At 67.7% G+C, this 22,978-nt stretch carries 21 protein-coding genes and 4 tRNA genes; 16 read left to right on the forward strand and 9 right to left on the reverse strand.

Annotation, left to right across the window (positions count from 1 at the left end):
• Window positions 1–9 precede the first annotated feature (9 nt).
• A tRNA-Val gene (locus tag BST28_RS14985) sits at window positions 10–81 on the reverse strand.
• 159 nt (window positions 82–240) lie between these two features.
• Between BST28_RS14985 and BST28_RS14990 the strand changes: the two genes are divergently transcribed.
• The 6 genes from BST28_RS14990 to BST28_RS15015 all read left to right on the forward strand — a co-directional run bounded on the left by BST28_RS14990 (window position 241) and on the right by BST28_RS15015 (window position 2,765).
• Window positions 241–313 (forward strand) — tRNA-Gly (locus BST28_RS14990).
• 30 nt (window positions 314–343) lie between these two features.
• Window positions 344–414: transfer RNA gene (locus BST28_RS14995), tRNA-Cys, on the forward strand.
• 17 nt (window positions 415–431) lie between these two features.
• Window positions 432–506, forward strand: a tRNA-Val gene (locus BST28_RS15000).
• Between the two features lie 262 nt (window positions 507–768).
• A complete protein-coding gene (locus BST28_RS15005) occupies window positions 769–1,320 on the forward strand; it encodes a DUF4352 domain-containing protein (protein ID WP_234808297.1) in 552 nt (183 codons plus the stop codon).
• Window positions 1,321–1,384: 64 nt separating this feature from the next.
• Window positions 1,385–2,131 (forward strand): Clp protease N-terminal domain-containing protein, encoded by a 747-nt coding sequence (locus BST28_RS15010; RefSeq protein WP_083081675.1) that lies wholly within the window; start codon window positions 1,385–1,387, stop codon window positions 2,129–2,131.
• Window positions 2,132–2,231: 100 nt separating this feature from the next.
• Window positions 2,232–2,765 (forward strand): hypothetical protein, encoded by a 534-nt coding sequence (locus BST28_RS15015; protein ID WP_065288421.1) that lies wholly within the window; start codon window positions 2,232–2,234, stop codon window positions 2,763–2,765.
• 113 nt (window positions 2,766–2,878) lie between these two features.
• Here the strand turns inward: BST28_RS15015 and zapE are convergent, their stop codons facing one another.
• Entirely contained in the window at window positions 2,879–3,961 is a 1,083-nt protein-coding gene (gene zapE / locus BST28_RS15020; protein WP_083081677.1) for a cell division protein ZapE, read from the reverse strand.
• Between zapE and BST28_RS15025 the strand changes: the two genes are divergently transcribed.
• Genes BST28_RS15025 through msrB form a run of 4 tightly spaced genes read left to right on the forward strand, consistent with a single transcriptional unit; the run spans window position 3,960 to window position 8,049 of the window.
• Window positions 3,960–4,742, forward strand: a complete 783-nt coding sequence (locus BST28_RS15025; RefSeq protein ID WP_019736117.1) for a pyrimidine reductase family protein — start codon at window positions 3,960–3,962, stop codon at window positions 4,740–4,742. The genes zapE and BST28_RS15025 overlap by 2 nt on opposite strands.
• A 10-nt stretch (window positions 4,743–4,752) precedes the next feature.
• Window positions 4,753–6,324 carry an alpha/beta fold hydrolase gene (locus tag BST28_RS15030; RefSeq protein ID WP_109560714.1) on the forward strand — a complete coding sequence of 524 codons (1,572 nt, stop codon included), beginning with the start codon at window positions 4,753–4,755 and terminating at the stop codon, window positions 6,322–6,324.
• Window positions 6,325–6,346: 22 nt separating this feature from the next.
• Entirely contained in the window at window positions 6,347–7,645 is a 1,299-nt protein-coding gene (gene aftC / locus BST28_RS15035) for an arabinofuranan 3-O-arabinosyltransferase (RefSeq protein WP_083081681.1), read from the forward strand.
• Window positions 7,642–8,049 (forward strand): peptide-methionine (R)-S-oxide reductase MsrB, encoded by a 408-nt coding sequence (msrB, locus tag BST28_RS15040; RefSeq protein ID WP_083081683.1) that lies wholly within the window; start codon window positions 7,642–7,644, stop codon window positions 8,047–8,049. Before aftC ends, msrB begins: the two co-directional genes overlap by 4 nt.
• 94 nt (window positions 8,050–8,143) lie before the next feature.
• On the opposite strand, the gene BST28_RS15045 is transcribed toward msrB, so the two are convergent.
• From BST28_RS15045 to hemE, 4 genes are read right to left on the reverse strand one after another with little or no spacing between them, the layout of a single operon-like run.
• On the reverse strand, window positions 8,144–8,887 hold the full coding sequence (locus BST28_RS15045) for a class I SAM-dependent methyltransferase (RefSeq protein WP_109560712.1): 744 nt from the start codon (window positions 8,885–8,887) through the stop codon (window positions 8,144–8,146).
• Window positions 8,884–9,585 carry a hydrogen peroxide-dependent heme synthase gene (gene hemQ, locus BST28_RS15050; protein ID WP_029248700.1) on the reverse strand — a complete coding sequence of 234 codons (702 nt, stop codon included), beginning with the start codon at window positions 9,583–9,585 and terminating at the stop codon, window positions 8,884–8,886. The genes BST28_RS15045 and hemQ overlap by 4 nt, the downstream gene beginning before the upstream one ends.
• Window positions 9,586–9,619: 34 nt before the next feature.
• Entirely contained in the window at window positions 9,620–10,984 is a 1,365-nt protein-coding gene (locus BST28_RS15055; RefSeq protein ID WP_065288404.1) for a protoporphyrinogen oxidase, read from the reverse strand.
• Complete coding sequence (gene hemE / locus BST28_RS15060; RefSeq protein WP_019736657.1) at window positions 10,978–12,027, reverse strand: uroporphyrinogen decarboxylase; 1,050 nt, start codon at window positions 12,025–12,027, stop codon at window positions 10,978–10,980. Before hemE ends, BST28_RS15055 begins: the two co-directional genes overlap by 7 nt.
• A gap of 380 nt (window positions 12,028–12,407) precedes the next feature.
• Here hemE and BST28_RS15070 point away from each other — a divergent pair, with 380 nt between their 5' ends.
• From BST28_RS15070 to BST28_RS15080, 3 genes are all read left to right on the forward strand, one after another.
• Window positions 12,408–12,944, forward strand: a complete 537-nt coding sequence (locus BST28_RS15070; protein ID WP_170306898.1) for a DUF3000 domain-containing protein — start codon at window positions 12,408–12,410, stop codon at window positions 12,942–12,944.
• 1 nt (window position 12,945) lies between these two features.
• The gene (locus tag BST28_RS15075; RefSeq protein WP_083081686.1) at window positions 12,946–14,205 is read left to right on the forward strand and encodes a ribonuclease D; all 1,260 of its coding nucleotides are present in this window, start codon (window positions 12,946–12,948) and stop codon (window positions 14,203–14,205) included.
• Window positions 14,206–14,367: 162 nt separating this feature from the next.
• On the forward strand, window positions 14,368–14,790 hold the full coding sequence (locus BST28_RS15080; protein ID WP_083081688.1) for a PACE efflux transporter: 423 nt from the start codon (window positions 14,368–14,370) through the stop codon (window positions 14,788–14,790).
• Here BST28_RS15080 and dxs read toward each other — a convergent pair.
• The gene (dxs, locus tag BST28_RS15085) at window positions 14,771–16,687 is read right to left on the reverse strand and encodes a 1-deoxy-D-xylulose-5-phosphate synthase (RefSeq protein ID WP_019734956.1); all 1,917 of its coding nucleotides are present in this window, start codon (window positions 16,685–16,687) and stop codon (window positions 14,771–14,773) included. The genes BST28_RS15080 and dxs overlap by 20 nt on opposite strands.
• Before the next feature lie 47 nt (window positions 16,688–16,734).
• On the opposite strand from dxs, the gene BST28_RS15090 reads away from it, so the two are divergent.
• Window positions 16,735–17,178 (forward strand): CBS domain-containing protein, encoded by a 444-nt coding sequence (locus BST28_RS15090; RefSeq protein ID WP_083081690.1) that lies wholly within the window; start codon window positions 16,735–16,737, stop codon window positions 17,176–17,178.
• A 10-nt stretch (window positions 17,179–17,188) separates the two neighbouring features.
• A complete protein-coding gene (locus BST28_RS15095) occupies window positions 17,189–18,478 on the forward strand; it encodes an ArsB/NhaD family transporter (RefSeq protein ID WP_019734954.1) in 1,290 nt (429 codons plus the stop codon).
• 49 nt (window positions 18,479–18,527) lie between these two features.
• Here the strand turns inward: BST28_RS15095 and BST28_RS15100 are convergent, their stop codons facing one another.
• On the reverse strand, window positions 18,528–20,549 hold the full coding sequence (locus BST28_RS15100; RefSeq protein WP_083081693.1) for a fatty acid desaturase: 2,022 nt from the start codon (window positions 20,547–20,549) through the stop codon (window positions 18,528–18,530).
• A gap of 231 nt (window positions 20,550–20,780) precedes the next feature.
• On the opposite strand from BST28_RS15100, the gene BST28_RS15105 reads away from it, so the two are divergent.
• Window positions 20,781–22,043: a PucR family transcriptional regulator gene (locus BST28_RS15105; protein WP_019734952.1), complete on the forward strand. Its 1,263-nt coding sequence runs from the start codon at window positions 20,781–20,783 to the stop codon at window positions 22,041–22,043.
• Between the two features lie 32 nt (window positions 22,044–22,075).
• On the opposite strand, the gene BST28_RS24790 is transcribed toward BST28_RS15105, so the two are convergent.
• The gene (locus tag BST28_RS24790; RefSeq protein WP_234808299.1) at window positions 22,076–22,900 is read right to left on the reverse strand and encodes a PucR family transcriptional regulator; all 825 of its coding nucleotides are present in this window, start codon (window positions 22,898–22,900) and stop codon (window positions 22,076–22,078) included.
• Window positions 22,901–22,978 lie beyond the last annotated feature (78 nt).

Genomic DNA, 22,978 nt, shown 5'->3' on the forward strand with positions numbered 1-22,978 from the left:
CAAATTTTGTGGTCCCGGCTGGGATCGAACCAGCGACCTTCCGCGTGTGAGGCGGACGCTCTCCCCCTGAGCTACGAGACCGGATGAACGAGGTCGAAGACTAGCACGCCCCGGTCCCGGCGCCCCAACGCGCAGGGCGATTTTCGCCCGACTCGCCGATCTGACGGGGCAAGTTGTGTTGTCTCACATCAGTGGACTAATGTTCTGCTTCGCGACGGGCGACGATCTCGCTCGTGGCACGCGGATGTAGCGCAGTTGGTAGCGCATCACCTTGCCAAGGTGAGGGTCGCGGGTTCGAATCCCGTCATCCGCTCGAGGGTGTCAAGTGGCATCAACCCCTTACGGTGGAGTGGCCGAGTGGTGAGGCAACGGCCTGCAAAGCCGTGCACACGGGTTCGATTCCCGTCTCCACCTCCGTTCCTTGGCTCTAAGCGCGGTTAGCTCAGCGGGAGAGCGCTTCCCTGACACGGAAGAGGTCGCTGGTTCAATCCCAGTACCGCGCACCACGGTTTCACCTTGTCGACACCGAGTTCCGGCACGTGTTGTCGGGGCCGATGCCCTGCCGGCGGAGATGTTCGCGCTTCGCTCCGGGACGGGCATGGCGCCGGCGGGCCCACCACCGATCTCCCCCTTGCCGCTCGCCCGCAGGCCACCTCACGCCGTCACCGTCCCGGCCGGATCGCGGGTCGTTCCCCACCGACCGGCGGCCAGGCAGCACAATCGGTAGTAACGCCCGTGTCGCCGGAAAGGTACCGAAGGATGACCCCCATGAATCGATCCGTCATCGCCCTGTCGACGGGCGCCCTGTTGTCCGCCGGTGTGCTGGCGGCGTGTTCGGGCCACACCGAATCGCCGAAGGCCCCCACATCGATCGAGACGCCCGAATCCAGTAGCGCCACACCGAAAGCCACCGGCCACACCGGCGACACCCTGACCCTGACCCGCGCCGACGGCAGCACCATCGCCGTCACCCTTGACAGTGTCATCAACCCCGCGACCGTCACCCCGGCCGGCGGCGACCCCGGCGCCACCTACATCGCGACGCGGCTCAAGATCACCGACCCGGGGACGACGGACATCGACGGCGACGTCAACACCAACGTCTCGGTGTTCGGTTCCGACGGCCAGCGCTACGGGGCGGATCTGAACAATGTCAGCGAATGCACGAACTTCGAATCCGGCATGTTTCACCTCAGCCCCGGCGAGTCGGCGATCGGCTGCGTCGTGTTCGCGCTACCGCACGGCGTCAACCCGACGAAGGTCAGGTACGCGCCGTCGTCGGGGTTCGCCTACGACTTCGGCGAATGGCTGCTCTCCTGACCCCACCCCGTACATCGTCAACTAACGGTTGACGAACCCATATCGTCAACCTAAAGTTGACGATATGGCCGAACCGACTCCCCTGACGCCGCCCGTACGCCTCGACGACCTCATCAACGCCATCACCGGCGTGCACGACAACCCCCTGGAGCAGTTGACCGACGCCGTGCTGGCAGCCGAGCACCTCGGCGAGGTCGCCGATCACCTGATCGGGCATTTCGTCGACCAGGCCCGCCGGTCTGGCGCGTCGTGGACTGAGATCGGCAAGTGCATGGGTGTCACCAAGCAGGCCGCCCAGAAACGGTTCGTCCCGCGCCCCGATACCGCCGCCCTGGATGCCGAGCAGGGCTTCGCCCGCTTCACTCCCCGGGCACGCAGCGCGGTGGTGGCGGCTCAGAACGCCGCCCACCGGGCCCGCAACGCCGAGATCACCCCCGAACACCTGGTACTGGGTGTGCTGCACGATCCCGACGCCCTTGCCACCGCCTTGCTCGCGGCACAGCACATCGACCCGGGCGCCGTCGCCGCCGCCGTCACCCTGCCGCCCGGCGAGGGCGAACCGCCCGCGTTGATTCCCTTCAGCGGGCCAGCCCGCAAGGCGCTGGAGCTGACGTTCCGCACCGCACTTCGCCTCGGGCACAACTACATCGGCACCGAGCACCTGCTGCTGGCACTGCTCGAATCCGAAGACGACACCGGACCGCTGCGTCGCGCCGGGGTGGACCGGGACAGGGTCGAGGCCGACCTCGCGAAGGCCCTGGAGTCGATCACCGCCAAACCGGCCGCCGAGAAGTCTGAACCCGAGAGGTGACCGACGCCCTGAAACACTTCGCGATCGCCCCTGAGCAAGGCCGGTGCGCCCACCACCTCGATGTGCCATCATGCCCACAAACCAATCGAAGAAGGACATGATGCATCGCTGGATTCTGGCCCTGGCCACTTCCGTAGTCACCGTGGTGGCCTTGACGGCGCCGGCCGCCGGATATGCCACGCCCACGACCACCCCGGAAGCCCCGATCGGCCGGCTCGGCGACACCCTGCGCATCCAGTACCAGGACGAGGCGTTCGGCAAGATCATCGCCGATGTGACCGTGCACGACGTGGTGCCCAGCGAGATCCCGCCGGGCTGGGGCCAGAACGGCTCGCCGCGCTGGCGCGCCCAGGGCGGTCCGTGGCGGGCGAACGTGACCATCCACCCGGTCTCGGTGCCCAACCCCTACATCATGGCGGCCTCAGTCACGTTCGACGGTGTCACGCCCGGCGGCGACGCCTACGTGTCCAAGCACACCGATGACCCGACCACCCTGGACGCGGTGCTGACCAACGCCCCGGAGGGCTCGACCGTCACCGGCGGGGTCTATTGGGACGTCTACCGCGGGCTGGTCACTCACGTGGTGATGCTCGCCCGCAACACCGGTCTGCGCCTGGCGCAGTGGAATCTGTGAGCTAACCGCCGGGTCTGATGCGGCGGCCCAGCTTCGGCTCTCCTCCGTCGAGCCTCACTAACCGCCGGGTCTGATGCGGCGGCCCAGCTTCGGCTCTCCTCCGTCGAGCCTCACTAACCGCCGCTGCTCAAGGCCAACAGCCGCGACGTGGCCCGCAGGTATTTCTTGCGGTAGCCGCCGGCCAGCATCTCGGCACTGAAGATGGCGTCGAGCTTCGCCCCCGAGGCCACCACCGGGATGCCCGCGTCGTAGAGCCGGTCGGTCAACGCGACCAGGCGCAGCGCCACGTTCTGGTCGTCGATGGGGTGCGCGTCGGTGAGAAAGACCGTGGTGACGCCTTCGATCAGCGTCAGGTACCGCGACGGGTGCATGGTGGCCAGGTGCGCGCACAGCGCGTCGAAGTCGTCCAGGGTGGCACCGGGCAGTGCCGCGGCGCGCTGCACAACCTGCTGCGCCGGCGGCGGTTCGGGCGCCGGTGGTAGGTCCCGATGCCGATAGTCCGGTCCGTCGACCCGCACCGGAGTGAAAATGCTTGCCAGAGCGTGGATCTCGCGCAGAAAATCCTGGACGGCAAAGCGCCCCTCACCGAGCTGCTCGGGCAGGGTGTTCGACGTGGCGGCAATCGAGACCCCGCTCGCCACCAGTTCCGACAGCAGCCGCGACACCAAGGTGGTGTTGCCCGGGTCATCGAGTTCGAATTCGTCGATGCACACCACCGTGTAGGCGCCGAGCAGCTCGATGCATTCGGTGAAACCGAACACACCGGCCAGCTGGGTCAATTCCATGAACGTCGCGAAGGCCGTCCGATGCGGCTGCTCTCCCCCGGTGGTTTCGGTGATCTCGCGATAGACCGACGCCAGCAGGTGGGTCTTGCCGACACCGAACCCGCCGTCGAGGTAGAGCCCGACTCCGGGCAGCACTTCGCGTCTGCCCAGCAGTCGGCGCCGCCCGGCTCGCCGTTGCAGCGCCTGCCCGCAAAACGCGGTGCAGGCCGCTACCGCCGCCGCCTGGGTGGGCTCGGCAGGGTCGGGCCGGTAACTGGCGAAACTGGCCTCGGCGAACGTCGGCGGCGGCTTGAGCTGCGCGATCAACCGCTCCGGTGAGACTGCCGGATGCCGGTCCACCAGGTGGTCGATCGACTCGGCGGCGGAGTTAGGCACGCAGGAACTGTAGCCACATGGTGCAATCGTGGCCATGTCCGACCTCAGCGCCGACCCGGGCTTCACCCGGCTGGATGCGGCTCAGCCCGTCGATGATGCCGACCTGGCCCGGCTGTACGCCTACCCCGAACCGGAGAGCCCGCGCCTGTGGCTGCGGGCCAATTTCATCGGCAGCATCGACGGCGGCGCAACGCTGGACGGCAAGACCGGCGACCTCGGCGGCCCGGGCGACCGGATGCTGTTCATGCTGCTGCGGGCCCTGGCCGACATCGTGGTGGTCGGCGCGGGCACAGTGCGGGTCGAGAACTACGGCGGGGCCAGGCTCACTGTCACCGAGCGCCAGCGCCGCCGCGACCGCGGGCAGTCCGAGGTGCCCGGCCTGGCGATCGTCAGCAGCTCCGGGCAACTGGACAGGGGCCTACGGGTCTTCACCGACACCGAGGTGCCGCCGCTGGTGTTGACCAGCACGGCGGCGGCCGAGGACACCCGGCGGCGGTTGGCCGGGCACGCGGAGGTCCTGGACTGCTCGGCCGGCGACCCGGCCAGGGTCGACGAGGTGGCCGTCCTGTCCGCCCTAACCGCGCGCGGACACTATCGGGTGCTCACCGAAGGCGGCCCAACCCTGTTGGGCTCCTTCATCGAACGCGATCTGCTCGACGAGCTGTGTCTGACCGTCGCGCCCTTTCTCGTCGGGGGGCTGGCACGGCGCATCGCCACCGGTCCCGGCGAGGTCGCGACCCGGATGCGGTGTGCGCATCTGCTGACCGACGAATCCGGCTACCTCTACGGCCGCTACGTCAAAAGTGCCCGCCTATAAGGTGGCAGGCATGACCCGCCACTCCAGGCTTGCCAGGATCGCGCTCGCGGCCGCCCTGCCGGTGGCGATCGTGTTGTCCGGTTGTGCGCCCGGGCTGGCCGCCGATCCACGCTTCGCGACCAATTCCGGCGCGGGCCCGCAGGGTCAACCCGAATCCACCCCCGACACCGCCGGCCCCCCGCCGGTCGAGGTGCCCAAGAACGACCTGCCCTGGCATGACTGCACGGCACGGGTATTCAACGACGCCGCGGTGCCCGCGACCCCCGGCGTGCGGCTGGACTGCGCCAGCTACGACGCCGACGTCGACCCGCTCGGCGGCGGCTCCTCGGCGATCAGCATCGGTGTGGTGCGGGCCCGGTCGGTGCAGACCCCGGCCGACGCCGGGCCGGTGATCTTCACCACCGGTTGGGACCTGCCGTCGTCGCTGCAGCTGCCGACCTGGCTGGCGCGGGGCGGTGCCGACGTGCTCAACGGACACCCCGTCGTCGCCGTGGACCGGCGCGGCACCGGGATGTCGAGCCCGGTGGACTGTCGGGAGCGCACCGATCGCGAAGAGATGTGGAACCTGGCCCAATTCGCCCCCGGTGACGACCCGGTGGCCAACCTGGGCGACGTCGCGATGACCGCCACCACCGACTGCACCGACTCCATCTCCCCCGGGGAGTCCTCCTACGACAACACCCACGCCGCCACCGACCTCGAACGGCTGCGCAGTATCTGGGACGTCCCGGCGCTGGCGCTGATCGGGATCGGCAACGGCGCCCAGGTCGCCCTGGCCTACGCCGCATCGCATCCCGGCAAGGTGGCCCGGCTGGCGCTGGATTCCCCCATCCCGCTCGGGGTGGCCGCCGAGGCCGCCGCCGAGCAGCGGATCAAGGGCCAGGAGGCGGCATTCGAAGCGTTCAGCGCGCAATGCGTCGCGGTGAACTGCGCCCTGGCCCCGGACCCCAAGGGCGTCGTCGACGCGGTGCTGGACTCCGCCCGGTCCGGGCACGGCCCGGGCGGCGCCTCGACGGCCGCGGTGACGCATGCGATCGTGACAGCCCTGGGCTATCCCATCGGTGACCGCGTCAGCGCCACCAACGACCTGGCCAAGGCGCTGGCCTCGGCCAACGCCGGCGACCCCAACCTGTTGACCAACCTGATCAACCGGGCCCAAGGCACGGTCGGCAGCGACGGCCACTTCATCAACTCGTGCGCCGACGCACTCAACCGGCCCACCCCCGACCGGGTCCGGGAACTCGTGGTCGCCTGGGGCAAGCTCTACCCCCAGTTCGGCGCCGTCGGGGCCCTCGACATGGCGCAGTGCCTGAGTTGGCCCAGCAGCACCACCCCGGAGCAGCCGAAGGACCTTAAGGTCGACGTGCTGTTGTTCGGGGTGCAAAACGACCCGATCGTCGGCGAGGAGGGCGTGGCGGCCACCGCCGCGGCCGTCATCAACGCCGGCGCGGCCAGCAAGCGGGTGATGTGGCAGGGCATCGGCCACGGGGCCACCGTGTACTCATCGTGCACCCTGCCGCCGCTGATCGGCTATCTCGACAGCGGCAAGCTACCCGACACCGACGTTTACTGCCCGGCCTGAGCCGGGGCGCCGCCCCCGTTCGGTGTACGGTGCGCTGGTGACAGCAGTGAACTCACTTCGCGCCAGTCTGCTCACCGCATTCCGCCCTCCCACCAGCCCGCCGAGCACCGCGACCGTGTTGCGGTCGGTGCTGTGGCCACTGGCCATCATGTCGGTCATTCACCGTGCCGTGATCCTGCCGCTGAACGGCAACATCACCGACGACTTCAAGCCGGTATACCGCGCGGTGCTGAACTTCCGGCACGGCCTGGACATCTACAACGAGCATTTCGACTACGTCGACCCGCACTACCTGTACTCACCCGGCGGCACCCTGCTGATGTCGCCGTTCGGGTTTCTGCCCGAGACCCTGTCGCGGTACACCTTCATCGCCACCAACACGATCGCGATCCTGCTCGCCGCCTACCTGCTGCTGCGGATGTTCGGTTTCGGATTGACCTCGGTGGCGGCCCCGGCCCTGCTGGCCGCGATGTTTCTCACCGAGAGTGTGTCGAGCACGCTGGTGTTCACCAACATCAACGGCGTCATCCTGCTGGCCGAGGTGCTGTTCTTGCGCTGGGTGCTCGACGGCCGACACGGCCGCCAGTGGTGGGCCGGTGTCGCGATCGGGCTGACCCTGGTGGTCAAGCCGGTGCTGGCGCCGCTGCTGTTGCTGCCGGTGCTGGGCAGGCAGTGGCGGCCGCTGATCGGCGCGGTCGCGGCGCCGCTGCTGTTCAACCTGGTGGCGTTTCCGCTGGCCAGCGATCCGACCAGCTACTTCACCCATACGGTTCCCTACATCATGGGCACCCGCGACTACTTCAACTCCTCGATCCTGGGCAACGGCGTGTTCTTCGGCCTTCCTCCCGCGCTGATCTTGTTCATGCGGGTGTTGTTCACCGTGATCGCGGCGGTCAGCTTGTGGCTGCTGTACCGCTACTACCGCACCCACGACCCCCGCTTTTGGCTGCTGACCTCCTCGGGTGTGCTGCTGACCACGTCGTTTCTGGTGCTGTCGCTGGGCCAGGGCTACTACTCGATCGTGCTGTTCCCGTTCCTGATGACCGTGGTGCTGCCGAACTCGGTGTTGCGCAACTGGCCGGCATGGCTGGGGATTTACGGATTCATGACTCTGGACAAGTGGCTCATCTTCCGGTGGATGAATATCGGCCGGCCGCTGGACTACCTCAAGATCACTTATGGCTGGTCATTGCTGCTGATCGTGATCTGCACGGTGCTGTGCTACCGCTACCTCGACGCCAAGGAGCAGGGCCGCCTGGACGACGGGATCGATCCGGCCTGGCTGACGGCCGAGCCGAAGCGGATTAACGTGGACGCATGACCTCTCCCAAGGTGGCGCTCACCGACGACGAGTGGCGCCGCAAACTCACCCCCGAAGAGTTCGCGGTGCTGCGCCGCGCCGGTACCGAGCCGCCGAACACCGGCGAATACACCGACACCACCACCCAGGGCGTCTACGAGTGCCGGGCGTGCGGCGCCGAATTGTTCCGCAGCACAGAGAAATTCCCGTCGCACTGCGGTTGGCCGTCGTTCTTCGACCCGGCCGACTCCGATGCGGTGATACTGCGCCCGGATGACTCGCTGGGGATGCGGCGCACCGAGGTGTTGTGCGCGGCCTGCCACAGCCACCTCGGCCACGTGTTCACCGGAGAGGGCTACCCCACCCCCACCGACCAGCGGTACTGCATCAACTCGATTTGCCTCCGGTTGGTCCCGTCGTCCTGAGCGCCGAGGCTGTAGTTACCGAGGTCCCCACTCGCACTTTTCCGCGCTAACTACAGGCTCGACGAGTGGGAGGCGCCCGCGGCCGCGGCGAAAGCTAGTCGATACGCGTCGCGTGGACTTCCCAGAACGGGGCGTGCGCCAACTGCCCGTCCATCAACGGCTCGATGACGGCCAGCCGTTGCGCGATCGCCCGGATCCGCGGCGGCGCGGCCGGATTCCGTTCGACCTGCGCGGCGAACCCCGCCGCACTGACATTGACCAGATAGCTGGTCGGCCCCAGGTAGTCGATGTGCCAGCCACCGGCCGGTAGCCCGGATCGCAGCTCGTCGACCGACATCGCCGGGGGCATGAAGAACCCGTTGATGTTGTAGTCGGCGGCCTCGACCATGTAGAGCCGGGCACCCGGCCTGGTCGCCCGGTGTAGCGCCCGCAGGTACTCGTGCTGGGCGTCACCGCCGAACGTGTTGTAGAAGGCGGTGTCGACCACGGTGTCGAAACAAGCGGTGAAACCGTCGAGAGTCTTGGCGTCGCCGACCCGGAAATCGACCGTCACCCCCGCCGCCAGCGCATTGGCACGAGCGCGCTCGATGGCCGTCTCGGACACGTCGATGCCGGTCGCGTCGAAGCCGTGCCAGGCGAAGTGGATCGCGTGGTGACCCGGCCCGGTCCCCGGGTCGAGCACCGCCCCCCGGATCGCACCCAGCGCCACCAGACGCCGCACCGCCGGCTGCGGTCCGCCGATGTCCCACGGCGTCGAAGCCGGCAATCCCCGGGCGGTCTGATCGGCGCGGTAGATCTCCTCGAACCGTTCGGCGTCGTCGGCGGTCGACGAGTTCACGGCAGGGCGGCCACCAACTGCTCGACCTCGATGCGGGGACCGGTGAAGAACGGAGTCTCCTCCCGGGCGTGCAGGCGCGCCTCGGTGTTACGCAGATCGCGCATCAGGTCGACGATGAGGTCGAGTTCGGGCGCTTCGAACGCCAGGATCCACTCGTAGTCACCGAGGGCGAAAGCCGGCACGGTGTTGGCGCGGACCTCCTTGTAGGGCCGGGCGGCCATCCCGTGTTCGGCCAGCATCCGGCGGCGGTCCTCCTCGGGCAGCACATACCACTCGTGTGAGCGCACGAACGGGTACACGCAGATGTAGGCGCCGGCCGGCTCACCGGCGATGAACGCCGGCACATGGCTCTTGTTGAACTCGGCGGGCCGGTGCAGTCCCACGTTGCTCCACACCGGGGTGCAGGCCCGGCCGAGCGCAGTGCGCCGGAAACCGGCATAGGTGGCCTGCAGGTCCTCGACACGCTCGGCGTGAGTCCAGATCATGAAGTCGGCGTCGGCGCGCAGACCCGCCACGTCGTAGATCCCGCGAATCACCACCCCGCGCTCCTCTTGCTGCTTGAGGAAGGTGGCCGCCTGGTCGGCCACCTCATCACGGCTGACCGGCCCGTCGTCGAGGGCCCCGGGGCGGACCGAGAACACCGAGAACATCACGTAGCGGAGGGTGGAATTCAGCTTGTCGTAATCGAGGTGCGCCATGGTCTCATGCTGCCACGACACGCCCTGAAGGTCTCTAGGGCGCCGGGGTGGCGCTGATCACGGCTGCCACCGCACGATCGGCCGCCGCAACGCAGGCCGGCACCCCGATGCCGTCGAGGTAGTTGCCCGCGACCGCCACCGTCGGCGGCAGTCCGGCGCGCAACCCGGCGACCAGGGCGGCGTGCCCGGACCGGTATTGCGGCATCGCCGCGGGCCAGCGCTGCACCCGGACCTCCAGCGGGTCCACCACGGCACCGAAGACGGTTTCCAGGTCGGCCACCGCCCACGCCACCAACTCACGATCGGAGGCCCCGGTGCGCGAGTCGCCGAACCGGCCGAACGACAGTCGCAGCACCTCCACCTTGCCGCCATACCCCCAGGTGTCCCACTTGCGCGAGGTCAACGTGATCGCCTTGGCGTTGAGCCGCTCCCCGGTGGCGACCAGCACCCCGGAGTTGGCCGGGAACGGCGCACCGGCGGGCACCGCCAGCGCCACCACCACCGACGACGCGCTGACGATCTGGCTGGCCGTTGCCGCGGCGCGCGGCGCGAACCCGGTGGCCAACCGGGCCAACACGTTGGCGGGCACGGCCATCACCACCCGGTCGGCGCGGTGGTAGCCACCGGCGGCGTCCCGCAGCAGCCAACCGTCTCCGGTCGGGTCGATCTGGGTCACCGCCGCCTGTACCCAGCGCAGCCTGCTGCGGCGCACCAGCGCATCGATCAGCACCTGGTAGCCTCCGGCGATAGCACCGAACACCGGTGCGCCGGTGGTCGCCGGCAACGCCCGACGCACCGCCTCGGTGAGGCTGGGGGCACCGTCGTCCAGCGCGGCGGCCAGACCCGGTACCGCGGAGCGCAGCCCGACCGTCGCCGCCGAACCGGCGTACACCCCGCCGATCAGCGGATCCACCGAACAGGCGACCACCTGCTCGCCGAACCGGTCGGCCACCAGCGCTCCCAGCGCCGGGTCGCTGCCGGGTTCGAACGTCATCGGGCGGGAGGGCTCACCGGCGAGGCGCGCCAGGGTCTCCTCATCGACTAGCCCGGCCATCGACTCCGGCGAGGACGGAATTCCGTTGAGCGTTCCCGGCGGCAGCGGATGCAGCGTGCGCCGGCGGTACAGCAGCGGGCGCACCCCGGTGGTGGTGCGCTCCCGATCGGCCAGGCCCAGCTCGGCCAGCAGGGCGGGCAGTTCCGGCCGGCGCGCGACGAACGCCTCCGCACCCACGTCCACCGGGATACCGCCCAGGATCTCGGTGCGCAGCACGCCGCCGAGCCGGTCGGCCGGATCGAACACGGTGATATCGGCCGCTTCGCCGAGCGTCGCGCGCAGTCGGTAGGCGGCGGCCAGACCGGAGATACCACCTCCGACAACGCAATACGACGTGGTCACAATGAATGGACCAGCGACACCAGATCAGTGAGAATGCCGGGGTCCGATTCCGGCAGCACGCCGTGTCCGAGGTTGAACACATGCCCGGACGCTCCGGCGGCCACCGCGGCGCGGCCGTCCTCGACGACGGCGCGGGCGGCGCGTTCCACCACCGGCCAACCCGCCAACAGCACTGCCGGGTCCAGGTTGCCCTGCAGGGCAACGCCCGCGCCGACGCGGGCGCCGGCATCGGTCAGGCGGGTGCGCCAGTCCACCCCCACCACGGTGGCGCCGGCTTCTGCCATGGCGCCCAGCAGCTCGGCGGTCTGCACACCGAAATGCGTCATCGGCACGTCGGCGTCGGCCAGCGTGGCGAACACCCGGGCGCTGTGCGGCAGCACGAAGCGGCGGTAGTCGGCCAGGCTCAGGGTGCCCGCCCAGGAGTCGAACAGCTGGATGGCGTCCACGCCGTGGTCGAGCTGAACGGTCAGAAACGCGATGGTCAGGTCGGTGAGCCGGGTCATCAGTTGATGCCAGCTGTCCGGGTCGGCCAGCATCATCGCCTTGGTGTGGGCGTGGTTCCTGCTGGGTCCGCCCTCGACCAAGTAGGACGCCAGGGTGAACGGTGCCCCGGCGAAGCCGATCAGCGGTACCTCGCCGAGTGCTCCCACCAGCAGCGATACCGCTTCGGCGACGGCCGTCACCCGCTGCGGGTCCAGCGGGCCCAAGGCGGCGACGTCGGCCGCGCTGCGCACCGGGTCGGCGATCACCGGCCCGACGTCGGGCACGATGTCCAGGTCCACCCCGGCGCCGCGCAGCGGCACCACGATGTCGGAGAACAGGATCGCGGCGTCCACGCGGTGGCGGCGCACCGGCTGCAGGGTGATCTCGCAGACCAGCTCCGGGTCGAAGCAGGCGTCCAGCATGCTGTGCTGGGCGCGCAGCGCTCGGTATTCCGGCAACGACCGGCCGGCCTGGCGCATGAACCAGACCGGCACCCGGGCGGGTCGCCGGCCGGCAGCGGCGGCCAGGAACGGGGAATCGGGCAGCTCACGACGGGCACTCATCACGGTCAATGCTGCCACGGCCCGGTTACGCGGGCGAACTGTCCCGATTCATGCGGCGGTCCCAGCTTCGGCTCTCCTCCGTCGAGCCTCGCTGAACCGCCGGGTCCATGCGGCGGTCCCAGCTTCGGCTCTCCTCCGTCGAGCCTCGCTGAACCGCCGGGTCCATGCGGCGGTCCCAGCCCCGATTCGGCGCGCCTGTCTGCGCCGATCGACGCCGGGGGTTAGCGTGAGATGCGGCGACCCGCGTCGCGGCGGTGCATAACAGCACCCGGGGGCCGGCCGCTGGCTACCCGGTAGGTAGGCGGCGCACAGCGATGAGTTAAGGAGCGGCACCCGTGACATCAGCCGAGCCTGCCCCCTTCCGGGAAGCGGTGGCAACGATGCACGCCGCAACCGTGCGGTCAGAAATCGAGTTGGGCCCGATCCGGCCCCCGCAGCGTCTGGCGCCCTACAGCTACGCGCTGGGCGCCGAGGTCAAGCATCCCGAGACCGACTTCGTTCCGGAGGATTCCGACGGCGACGCGTTCGGCCGCCTGATCCTGCTCTACGACCCCGACGGCACCGACGCCTGGGATGGCACCATGCGTCTGGTGGCGTTCATCCAAGCCGACCTGGACCCGCAGGAGGCGATCGACCCGCTGCTGCCCGAGGTAGCCTGGAGCTGGCTCGTCGAGGCGCTGGGCTCCCGCACCGAGCACGTCACCGCGCTGGGCGGGACCGTCACCGCGACCACCTCGGTGCGCTACGGCGACATCTCCGGGCCGCCCCGCGGACACCAATTGGAGCTGCGGGCGTCCTGGACGGCGACCACCCCGGAACTAGGCGCGCACGTCCAGGCGTTCTGCGAAGTCCTCGAGCACGCTGCGGGCCTGCCACCGGTCGGGATCACCGATCTCAGCTCCCGAACCCGCGTCTGAGATGTCTGAACAGATCACCGAACCGGCCCCCGACCTACCCGAGCCGACTCCCCTGCGCTGCCCCGCCGACGGGGTGCCGGAGGTCTCGGTCACCCCTAGGCAGGTCGGTGCCGCCGCCGACCTGCTGGCCGGTGGCCACGGTCCGTTCGCGGTGGATGCCGAACGGGCATCGGGCTTCCGCTACTCCAACCGCGCCTATCTGATCCAGATTCGGCGCGCCGGGGCCGGGACCGTGCTCATCGACCCGGTCGGCGCCGGCGAGGATCCGGCGGCCCTGCTGCGTCCGGTCGCCGAGGTGCTCGACGACGACGAATGGATCCTGCACGCCGCCGACCAGGATCTGGCCTGCCTGGCCGAGGTCGGCATGTGGCCGAAGGCGCTCTATGACACCGAGCTGGCCGGGCGGCTGGCCGGCTACGAGCGGGTCAACCTGGCCGCGATGGTGCAGCGGCTGCTGGGGCTGGGCCTGGCCAAGGGGCACGGCGCCGCCGACTGGTCGAAGCGCCCGCTGCCCGCCGAGTGGCTCAACTATGCGGCACTGGACGTCGAGGTGCTGATCGATCTTCGCGGCGCCATCGCCGAGGTGCTCGCCGATCAGGGTAAAACCGACTGGGCAGCGCAGGAATTCAACCATCTGCGGAGCGCTGACTTCACCACGTCGACTCGCCGGGACCGCTGGCGGCGCACGTCGGGCATCCACAAAGTGCGCGACCGGCGCGGCCTGGCGGCCGTGCGCGAACTGTGGACGGTACGCGACCGGATCGCGGCGCGCCGCGATATCGCCCCGGGCCGGATCCTGCCCGACTCGGCGATCGTCGCTGCGGCCATCGCCAACCCCACCACCGTCGAGGAGCTGCTGGCCCTACCGGTCTTCGGCGGGCCCAAGCAGCGCCACAGCGCGGCGACCTGGCTGGCCGCGCTGGCCGCTGCCCGCGAGAACCCCGAGCCGCCGGATTCCGTCGAACCCCACAACGGCCCACCGCCGCCGTCGCGCTGGTCACGGCGCAGGCCCGAGGCGGCCGCCCGGCTGGAGGCGGCCCGTGCCGCGCTGGGCCGGCTCTCCGAGCAGGTGACGGTGCCGACCGAGAACCTGCTCTCCCCCGACCTGCTGCGCCGGCTGTGCTGGGACTGGGATCCGGCCACAGCCGAGCCCGCGGTAACGATCGAAGAATTTCTCAGCGCCGGCGGCGCCCGGCCCTGGCAACGCGAGCTCACGGTGCGGGTTTTGGCTCAGGCCCTCGGCAAGACCGCCGACGCCTAGGGCGTCCGCCGGGCGGCGTGCACCCCGGCCGCCGCATACGGTGTTGCTAGACTGCGGACACAACAACCGTATTCAGCAGTCGGCCAGCGCTTCTCGCGCGACGGCCGCCATGGACGCGAACCGTCAAGGACTTCCCATGGACGATTCTCCTCGGAGGGCCTTGTGTCACCAGTTGTTCGCCGGATCATCTACGTCATCAGCTACGAACTCATCGCCATCGCGCTGACGGCCATCGGCCTTGTCGCGTTGGGGTTCGGCGGCGGCAGTTCCGGGGGCATGGCGGTGGCGGCATCCACGGTTGCGGTGGTGTGGAACTACATCTGGAACACCGTGTTCGAGGCATGGGAACGGCGCCAGGCCTCCCCGACCCGCACTCCGCGGCGCCGGGTGGTGCACGCCATCGGGTTCGAAGGCGGGCTGGTTGTGGTGCTGCTGCCGGTCGTGGCCTGGATCCTGCACGTGTCACTGCTGCAGGCATTCGGTCTCGAGGTCGGCCTGCTGGCGTTCTTCCTCGTCTACACGTTCGTTTTCACCTGGTTGTTCGACAAGGTGTTGCCCCCGCGAACTAGTCCAGGTGCTCGCTGACCTCTTCGACGCAGCTGCTGCAACTGCCCATCGCCGCCACCCAGCCGGTGATCTGGCGGGCCACGTCCTGGGCGGTCAGGCCGATCTCCGCCAGCAGCTCGCCGCGGGAAGCGTGGTCGTAGAAGCGTTGCGGCAGACCGACGTCACGGCAGGGCACGTCGATATCGGCGCGCCGCAACGCCGCCGACACCGCCGAGCCGACGCCGCCGGCGACACCGTTGTCCTCGCAGGTCACCACCAGTTTGTGGTTGACCGCTAGCTCAGCGATGACCCCGGGCACCGGCAGCACCCAGCGCGGGTCGATCACCGTCACGCCGATGCCCTGATTGTGCAGCCGGTCGGCCACCGCCAACGCCATCGGCGCGAATGCGCCGACGGCGATCAGCAGCACGTCCGGGGTCAGCCCGTCCGTGGGCAAGGCGAGCACGTCCACCCCGGAGCGCCGCTCGATCGCGGGAATGTCCTCGCCCACATCGCCTTTCGGGAAGCGCAGCGCGGTCGGCCCGTCCTGGACGTCCAGCGCCTCCCCAAGTTCCTCACGCAGCCGGACGCCGTCGCGCGGCGCGGCCACCCGCATGCCCGGCACGATACCCAAGATCGACAGATCCCACATCCCGTTGTGGCTGGCGCCGTCCGGGCCGGTGATCCCGGACCGGTCCAGCACCACGGTGACCGGCAGCTTGTGCAGCGCGACGTCCATCAGCATCTGGTCGAAGGCACGATTGAGGAATGTCGAATACACCGCCACCACCGGGTGCAGGCCGCCCATCGCCAGCCCGGCCGCCGAGGTGAGCGCATGCTGTTCGGCGATTCCGACGTCGAACATCCGGTCGGGGAAACGCTGCCCGAACGGCGTCAGTCCGGTGGGGCCGGGCATCGCGGCGGTGATCGCGACGACATCGCGGCGCTTGGCGCCGTACTCGATCAGCGCATCGGAGAACGTCGCCGTCCATCCGCGGCCGGCGGTTTCGGTGGCGTAGCCGGTGAGCGGGTCGATAACGCCGCAGGCATGCATCTGCTCGGCCTCGTCGTTCTCGGCCGGACCGTAGCCCTTGCCCTTGCGGGTGACCACGTGCACGATCACCGGCCCGCCGAAGCCCCGGGCGCGACGCAGCGCCGACTCCACGGCCGCTTCGTCGTGGCCGTCGATCGGACCCAGGTACTTCAGACCCAGATCGGTGAAGAGTGCCTGCGGTGCCAGCGCGTCCTTGAGTCCGGCTTTGACGCTGTGGATCACCTGGTAGCCGATTTCACCGACGACCGGCATGCCGCGCACCGCGGCGCGGCCCCGCTCCAGCAGGCGCTCGTAAGCGGGCTGCAGCCGCAGCGCGGCCAAATGGTTGGCGAAACCGCCGATGGTCGGCGCGTAGCTGCGGCCGTTGTCGTTGACGACGATCACCACCGGCCGGTGGCCGGCAGCGATGTTGTTCAACGCCTCCCAGCACATGCCCCCGGTCAGCGCGCCGTCGCCGACGACGGCGACCACATGCCGGTTGCGGTGCCCGGTCAATTCGAAGGCTTTGGCCAACCCGTCGGCGTAGGACAGCGCCGAGCTGGCGTGGCTGGACTCCACCCAGTCGTGCTCGCTCTCGGCGCGCGACGGGTACCCCGAGAGCCCGCCCTTCTTGCGCAGGGTGCCGAAGTCGGGGCCGCGTCCGGTCAGCATCTTGTGCACGTAGGCCTGATGGCCGGTGTCGAAGATGATCGGGTCGTGCGGGGAGTCGAACACCCGGTGCAGCGCCAGCGTCAGCTCCACCACGCCCAGGTTGGGGCCCAGATGCCCGCCGGTCGCGGCGACTTTGTGGATCAGGAACTCGCGGATCTCGGCCGCCAGACCGGTCAGCTGCGCCTGCGAAAGGTACTGCAGATCGGCGGGGCCGCGGATCCCTTCAAGCATTCGGCCAGTCTACGCACCGCGGCGGATGGCCATCGTATGGTCGTCCTATGCGCGCCGAGGAGATAGCTGAAGAATTTCCAGTGGTGGCGATCGACTCCAACGCCCTGGATGCGGCCAGATTGTTGGCCGAACACCGCTTACCCGGCATTGTGGTGATCGACGCGGCCGGCAAGCCGTACGCGGTGCTGCCGGCCTCCCAGGTGGTGCGATTCATCGTGCCGGGCTACATCCAGGACGACCCGTCGCTGGCCGGAGTGCTCAACGAGTCCATGGCCGACCAGGCCGCCGAGAAGCTGGGCACCAAGGTGGTACGCGACATGCTGCCCGAGCATCTGCCCGAAGCGCCGACCGCCAGGGCGGACGAGACGGTGATCGAAGTCGCCTCGACCATGGCCCGGCTGCGCAGCCCGCTGGTCGCCGTCGTCAAGGACGGTAAACTGCAGGGCGTGATCACCGCGTCGCGTTTGCTGGCTACCGCGCTGAAAGTCTGATCTCCCCCGGATGGCCTATTTCGCGGTAGCGGTCTTTGTGATCGCCTACGCATTCATCGCCGCTGACCGCGTCAACAAGACCCTGGTGGCATTGGCCGGTGCGGCGGCCGTCGTCGTCCTACCGGTGATCAGCTCCGATGACATCTTCTACTCGCACTCGACCGGGATCGACTGGGACGTCATCTTCCTGCTACTGGGCATGATGATCATCGTCAGCGTGCTGCGCCAGACCGGGGTGTTCGAGTACATCGCGATCTGGGCCGCCAAACGCGCCAATGGGTCCCCGCTGCGGATCATGATCCTGCTGGTGCTGGTGACGGCGGCGGCCTCGGCGCTGCTGGACAACGTCACCACGGTGTTGTTGATCGCCCCGGTCACGCTGCTGGTCTGCGACCGCCTCGAAATCAGCGCGGCGCCGTTTTTGATGGCCGAGGTGTTCTCCTCCAACATCGGCGGCGCCGCCACCCTGGTGGGCGACCCGCCGAACATCATCATCGCCAGCCGTGCGGGGCTGACGTTCAACGCGTTTCTGATCCACCTGGCGCCGATCGTGCTCATCGTGATGGTGGTGTTCGTCATCATGCTGCGCTGGCTGTTCCCCGGATCGTTCACCGTCGAGGCCGACCGCGTCGCCGACGTGATGGCCCTGGAGGAACGTGAGGCGATCCGCGACCGCAGCCTGCTGATCAAGTGCGGGGTGGTACTGGCCGCGGTGTTCACCGGGTTCTTGGGGCACGGCGCGTTGCACCTGGAACCGTCGGTGGTGGCGTTGCTCGGAGCCGGCGTGCTGATCGTGATCTCCCGGCTGGAGCGTTCGGACTACCTGTCCGGGGTCGAGTGGGAGACCCTGCTGTTCTTCGCCGGCCTGTTCGTGATGGTCGGCGCCCTGGTGGACACCGGCGCGATCGGCGCGTTGGCCAAGACCGCCACCGAGCTCACCGGCGGCAATGCGCTGCTGACCACGATGGGAATCCTGGGGATCTCGGCTCCGGTGTCGGGAATCATCGACAACATTCCCTACGTGGCGACCATGACGCCGATCGTCGCGGAGTTGAGCGCCACGCTGCCCGATGACCTGCATCCCGACGCATTGTGGTGGGCGTTGGCGCTCGGCGCCGACTTCGGTGGCAACCTGACCGCGGTCGGGGCCAGCGCCAATGTGGTGATGCTCGGAATCGCCCGCCGCGCCGGCAATCCCATCTCGTTCTGGGAGTTCACCCGTAAGGGCATCGTGGTGACCGCGGTGTCGGTGGCGCTGTCGGCGATCTATCTGTGGTTGCGCTACTTCGTGTTCGGCTGATTGGCCCCAGTCGTCGACGCAGCAGCTGATCATTCAACGACGGCCAGGACTATGCGTCGTAGTCGACAGACACCGTGGGGCTGCTCGGGTGTGACTGGCAGGTCAGGACGTAGCCGGCGTCCAATTCAGCCCGTCCGAGAGCGAAGTTCTGATCCATCTCGACGGTCCCGGTCACCAACTTGGCGCGGCAGGTACCGCAGGCGCCGCCCATGCAGGCATAAGGAGTATCGCCGCGTACCTGCAGCGCGGCCTCCAGGATCGAGTCACCCGCTGCCAGATCGACGGTCTGCTCTTGGCCCGACAGCCGAAACGTCAACGTTGCGGGGGCGTAATCATGCGCTACCGACCTGGTTTTCGTATAGCCGGTGAACAGCTCCACGTGAATCCGTTCCGCATCCACGCCGTGCTGAAGCAAGGTGTCATGCGCAGCCGTCGACATAGCCGCCGGTCCGCACACGAACCATTCATCGACGGTGCCGGGCCGCAGCGAGGTGGTGAGCCAGCGGTCGAGCTTAGCCGCGTCGATCCGGCCCCTCAGCTCGGGAGTATGCCGTGGCTCCGACGACATCACGTACAGGACCTCGAGACGGTCCGCATAGCAGGATTCGAGGCGGCACAGGTCGCGGCGGAACATGGTCGACTCTTTGGTGCGGTTGCCGTAGATCAGCGTGAAGCGGCTTTCGGTTTCGATTTCCAAAACCGTTTCCAGGATCGACAGGATTGGAGTGATGCCACTGCCGGCTGCTAATCCCACGTAGTGCTTTCGCGCCAGTGGATCCAGTCCGGTGCCGAACCGGCCGGTCGGCGTCATCAGTTCGAGTACGTCTCCTGCCTTCAATTGGTTGGCAACGAAGCTTGAAAATGCCCCGCCGGGAATGTGTTTGACCGCGATCTTCAGTTGGGTTTTTGTGGCCGGCACACAGATCGAGTAGTTACGCCGCACGCCCTCGCCGCCGAGGTTGGTGCATACCGTGACGTGCTGACCCGGTTCGAATCGGAATTCGTCCTGTAGCGCCTCCGGCACCGCGAACGTCACCAAGGTACTGTCATCGGTGATGGGGGCGACCGATGCCACCGGAATCCGGTGCAGCACCGCGTGAGTCGCACTCGACGTGAGCGGCATATGCACTGGCACCAGGCGCCCAAGCTTCCTATTGAGCTGCTTCCATTCCCGAAATTCATCCGAATTCAATTGCTGGCCAAAGACAGTGGCTATCGCGACGTCGCGGTCCAGGTAGGCTTCCTCGTTTCGCCGCCAGGTCTTGACGTAGCGGTAGAACGGTACGGATGGGTGCAGGTGATGCACCAGGTGGTAGTTCTGCGACAGCATCAGCGGGGTGAACAGCCACTCCATCCCGACGCGGGTGCGGGTGGCCTGGTATCGGTTGCTGCGCTGCGTGGCTTCCAGTCCGTGATGTGGCATCCAGTCGAACCACCAAGCCAAGAAGAAGATTCCGATGCGCTGCGGGATGAGGAACACCACGGCGAGGGTCCAGAGATGGCCGGTGACAATCGCTACGGCCACTCCGATGACGCTCAGTACTAAGACGAAGAGGGTCTCGGCGACCTCGGCCTTCGGCCGGTTGGGGATCGCGGGGATGAGGTACTTGCCATAGAACAGTTCGGCCAACGCCCAGCGTGCCGGCGCTTGCCAGTTCGGGGCGTGGGAGGCCCAGGCGTCGGGATCGTTGTCGTCGTCGTTCGCATGCCGATGGTGCTCGATATGGAGGAACGCATAAGTCGGGAACGACAGGATCGGCACGATCAACGGCATGGCCAATCGACCGAAGAGTCCGTTCACCCATCTCACGGTGCTGATCGCGTAGTGGATGGCGTCGTGCAGCACGGTGAACATCGTGAAGGTGACCGTCGCGTTGACCGCAATGGTCACCCAGGCCGGTAGCCAGCCCTGGGCGTAGCCGACCGTAGCGAAGACGAATGCGACGAGTGAGGCGGCGAATAGGCTTACCGTCGGCCATGCCAGTGCCGGGACCAACGCGCCGGGGTCCGGGAGGGCACGGCTTCCCGCGGGCTCCTGCTCGATGCTGTCGACGGAATCGGTGATCGACATGGGGCTCCATTTCCGGTCGAGGTGTTGACGGCGGGGTGTACGGCCTGTGATAGACCAGCGCCCGAGAAATGACTTATGGCCGAGCCGATCCTGTTTGTCGGCGCATAGACGAAGGTACGGCGATTACCGCCCCGAGACGACGTAGCGACCTGACCAACTCGGGGAGTGTTTTCATATGCTGCATACAAATCCGCGGCTGATACCCCGGACGTGCTACTAGGGTTCCTGGTCATGACGGCACAAAACCGTGAATACACCGAGCGCGTGGCCGAGTCCGCAGCCGGCATCATCGCTCGTCTCGGAGACCAGTTGGGTGCGGTCACTCAGGCAACGCAGGAGGTTCTCCTGCGCGACGTTTCGGAGTTGCGTGGCGACACGCAGTTGCTACAGCTGTTGCGTGACAACACCGCGGCCAACATCGATACGTTCTTCACCGCAGTTCGCAACAACATTCCCTTGGAGAGTCTTGAGCCGCCGACCGCGGCCATGGAATACGCACGCAGGTTGGCTCAGCGGGAAGTGGCGTCCACGGCATTGGTTCGGGCCTACCGCCTCGGTCATCAGACAGTCCTGGGCATCATGCTGGACGCTATCCGCGCGTCTGGATTGGAGACCCAACTTCAGCTGGATACTTTCGAGCTGATTACCGAGCTGTCCTTCGGATATATCGACTGGGTGACGCAACTGTCGATCGCCACGTATCAACAAGAGCACGATCGTTGGCAGGATAAGCGAAGCAGCTTGCGCGCCTTGCGTGTTCGCGAGCTTCTCGAAGGTGGCGACGTCGATACCGACCTTATGATCGCCTCGATCGGATACCCACTGAAACGGACGCATCTCGCGCTGGTGTTGTCGACTGCCGAATCCGGCAACAACGACGAACTGGCCACTTTGGAGCGGTTCGTGCACCGTGTTGCAGAACTGCTTGGGGTACAAGAGAAGCCGTTGTTCATCTCCGCGGATCGGTTGACCGGATGGGCCTGGATTCCGCTGGCCACGTGCGACGGCACGTCGGCATTGGAGCGGGTCGGTGAATTCGTCCGTAGCGAACCCACTGCACCGTATCTTGCTGCCGGCATACCCCAGGCCGGCGTGGCCGGGTTCCGCCGCTCTCACGAACAGGCTGCCGCCGCTTTTTCGGTCGCGGTCGCCTCGGATGCACGCAACAAACGGTTCACCCCGGCGGATGAACCGGGGATTCTGCTCGCGGCGATACTCAAAGAGAGACAAGACTCGGTGCACAAGTGGATCGCAGAGGTGCTCGGCCCGCTTGCCGAAGACACTGACAGCGATGAACGGCTTCGCGAAACGCTGAGCGTGTTCCTGCGCACCGGATCGAGTTTCACTGCCGCGGCTGCAGAATTGCACCTGCACTTCAACTCGGTCCGGTACCGCATCGGCCGGGCCGAGCTACGGCGGGGCCGACCCATCGGCAACGACCGCCTCGACGTCGAGGTGGCGCTGCTGTTGCGACGACTGTTCGGACCCCGGTGAACAGGTCCCCTCGCCGGGCCGACGCTAACTCGCTATCGGTACTTCAATGCCCACCAGATCCCGAAGAGATCCTCCACATCGTGGATGTCGCAGCCGCTCAGTTCCTCGAATCGCGCCAATCGGTACCGGACGGTGTTCTGGTGGACATACAGCTGCTTCGCGGCCCGCTCTACGTTCATCCCACATTCGAGGTAGGCATCAATGGTCGTGATCAACTCTTGAGCGGACCCACTGTCCCGTAGCGGGCCGACGTAACGCGTCTGCATCGCCTTCCCGACCTCGGTGTCAGCCACCATGGCGGCACGCAGCCCGACCGACGAGATGTCTTGCACCCCTCGCATACCGAACTTCTGAGCCGTGATCAGCGCCCGCGTCGCGAGTCGATAGGACTCCGCCATCTCATCGAGCGGCAGTGCCGGCCCGGCGCCGGCGACGACGTCCAGGTCCCGGGTTGGTCGTTCACTCAAGAAGCCGGCCACACATCCGTCGACTACCGCACACAGACCCGACGTTTGTTCGCTCGCACCATGAAATCCCAGCGTCCACTCCAACTTTCGCCTCGACATGCCGGGCATCGGCAAGCCGCGAATCGCAACGTAGCTACCGGCCGGGTCTAGGCCAAGAGCATCGGCCTGAATCGCCAGCTCGGCGCCGGAAATGGTTCCGAGCAAGACGTCGCGCACAAAGCTCGCACGCTTTTCCTCAGCGAATCGGAACGCGACCTCGGTCCGCCGGTACGCATCACCGGCGGCCACCATCGCGAGGTCGGACCACGTGAGAGCACCCTGGACGAACGCCAACACCGCACCATCGGCGATACCGAGTTTTTGACTCAACAGCTGGGCGTGCCTTATCACCGAGGAATTGTCAAATCCTGTGGATCGGTGAGTTTCAGGCGACCTCCGTTCCGGCGGGTTGGGCCTCGGTCGGTGCTG

The organism is Mycolicibacter kumamotonensis (assembly GCF_002086285.1).
Taxonomy (GTDB): Bacteria; Actinomycetota; Actinomycetes; order Mycobacteriales; family Mycobacteriaceae; genus Mycobacterium; species Mycobacterium kumamotonense.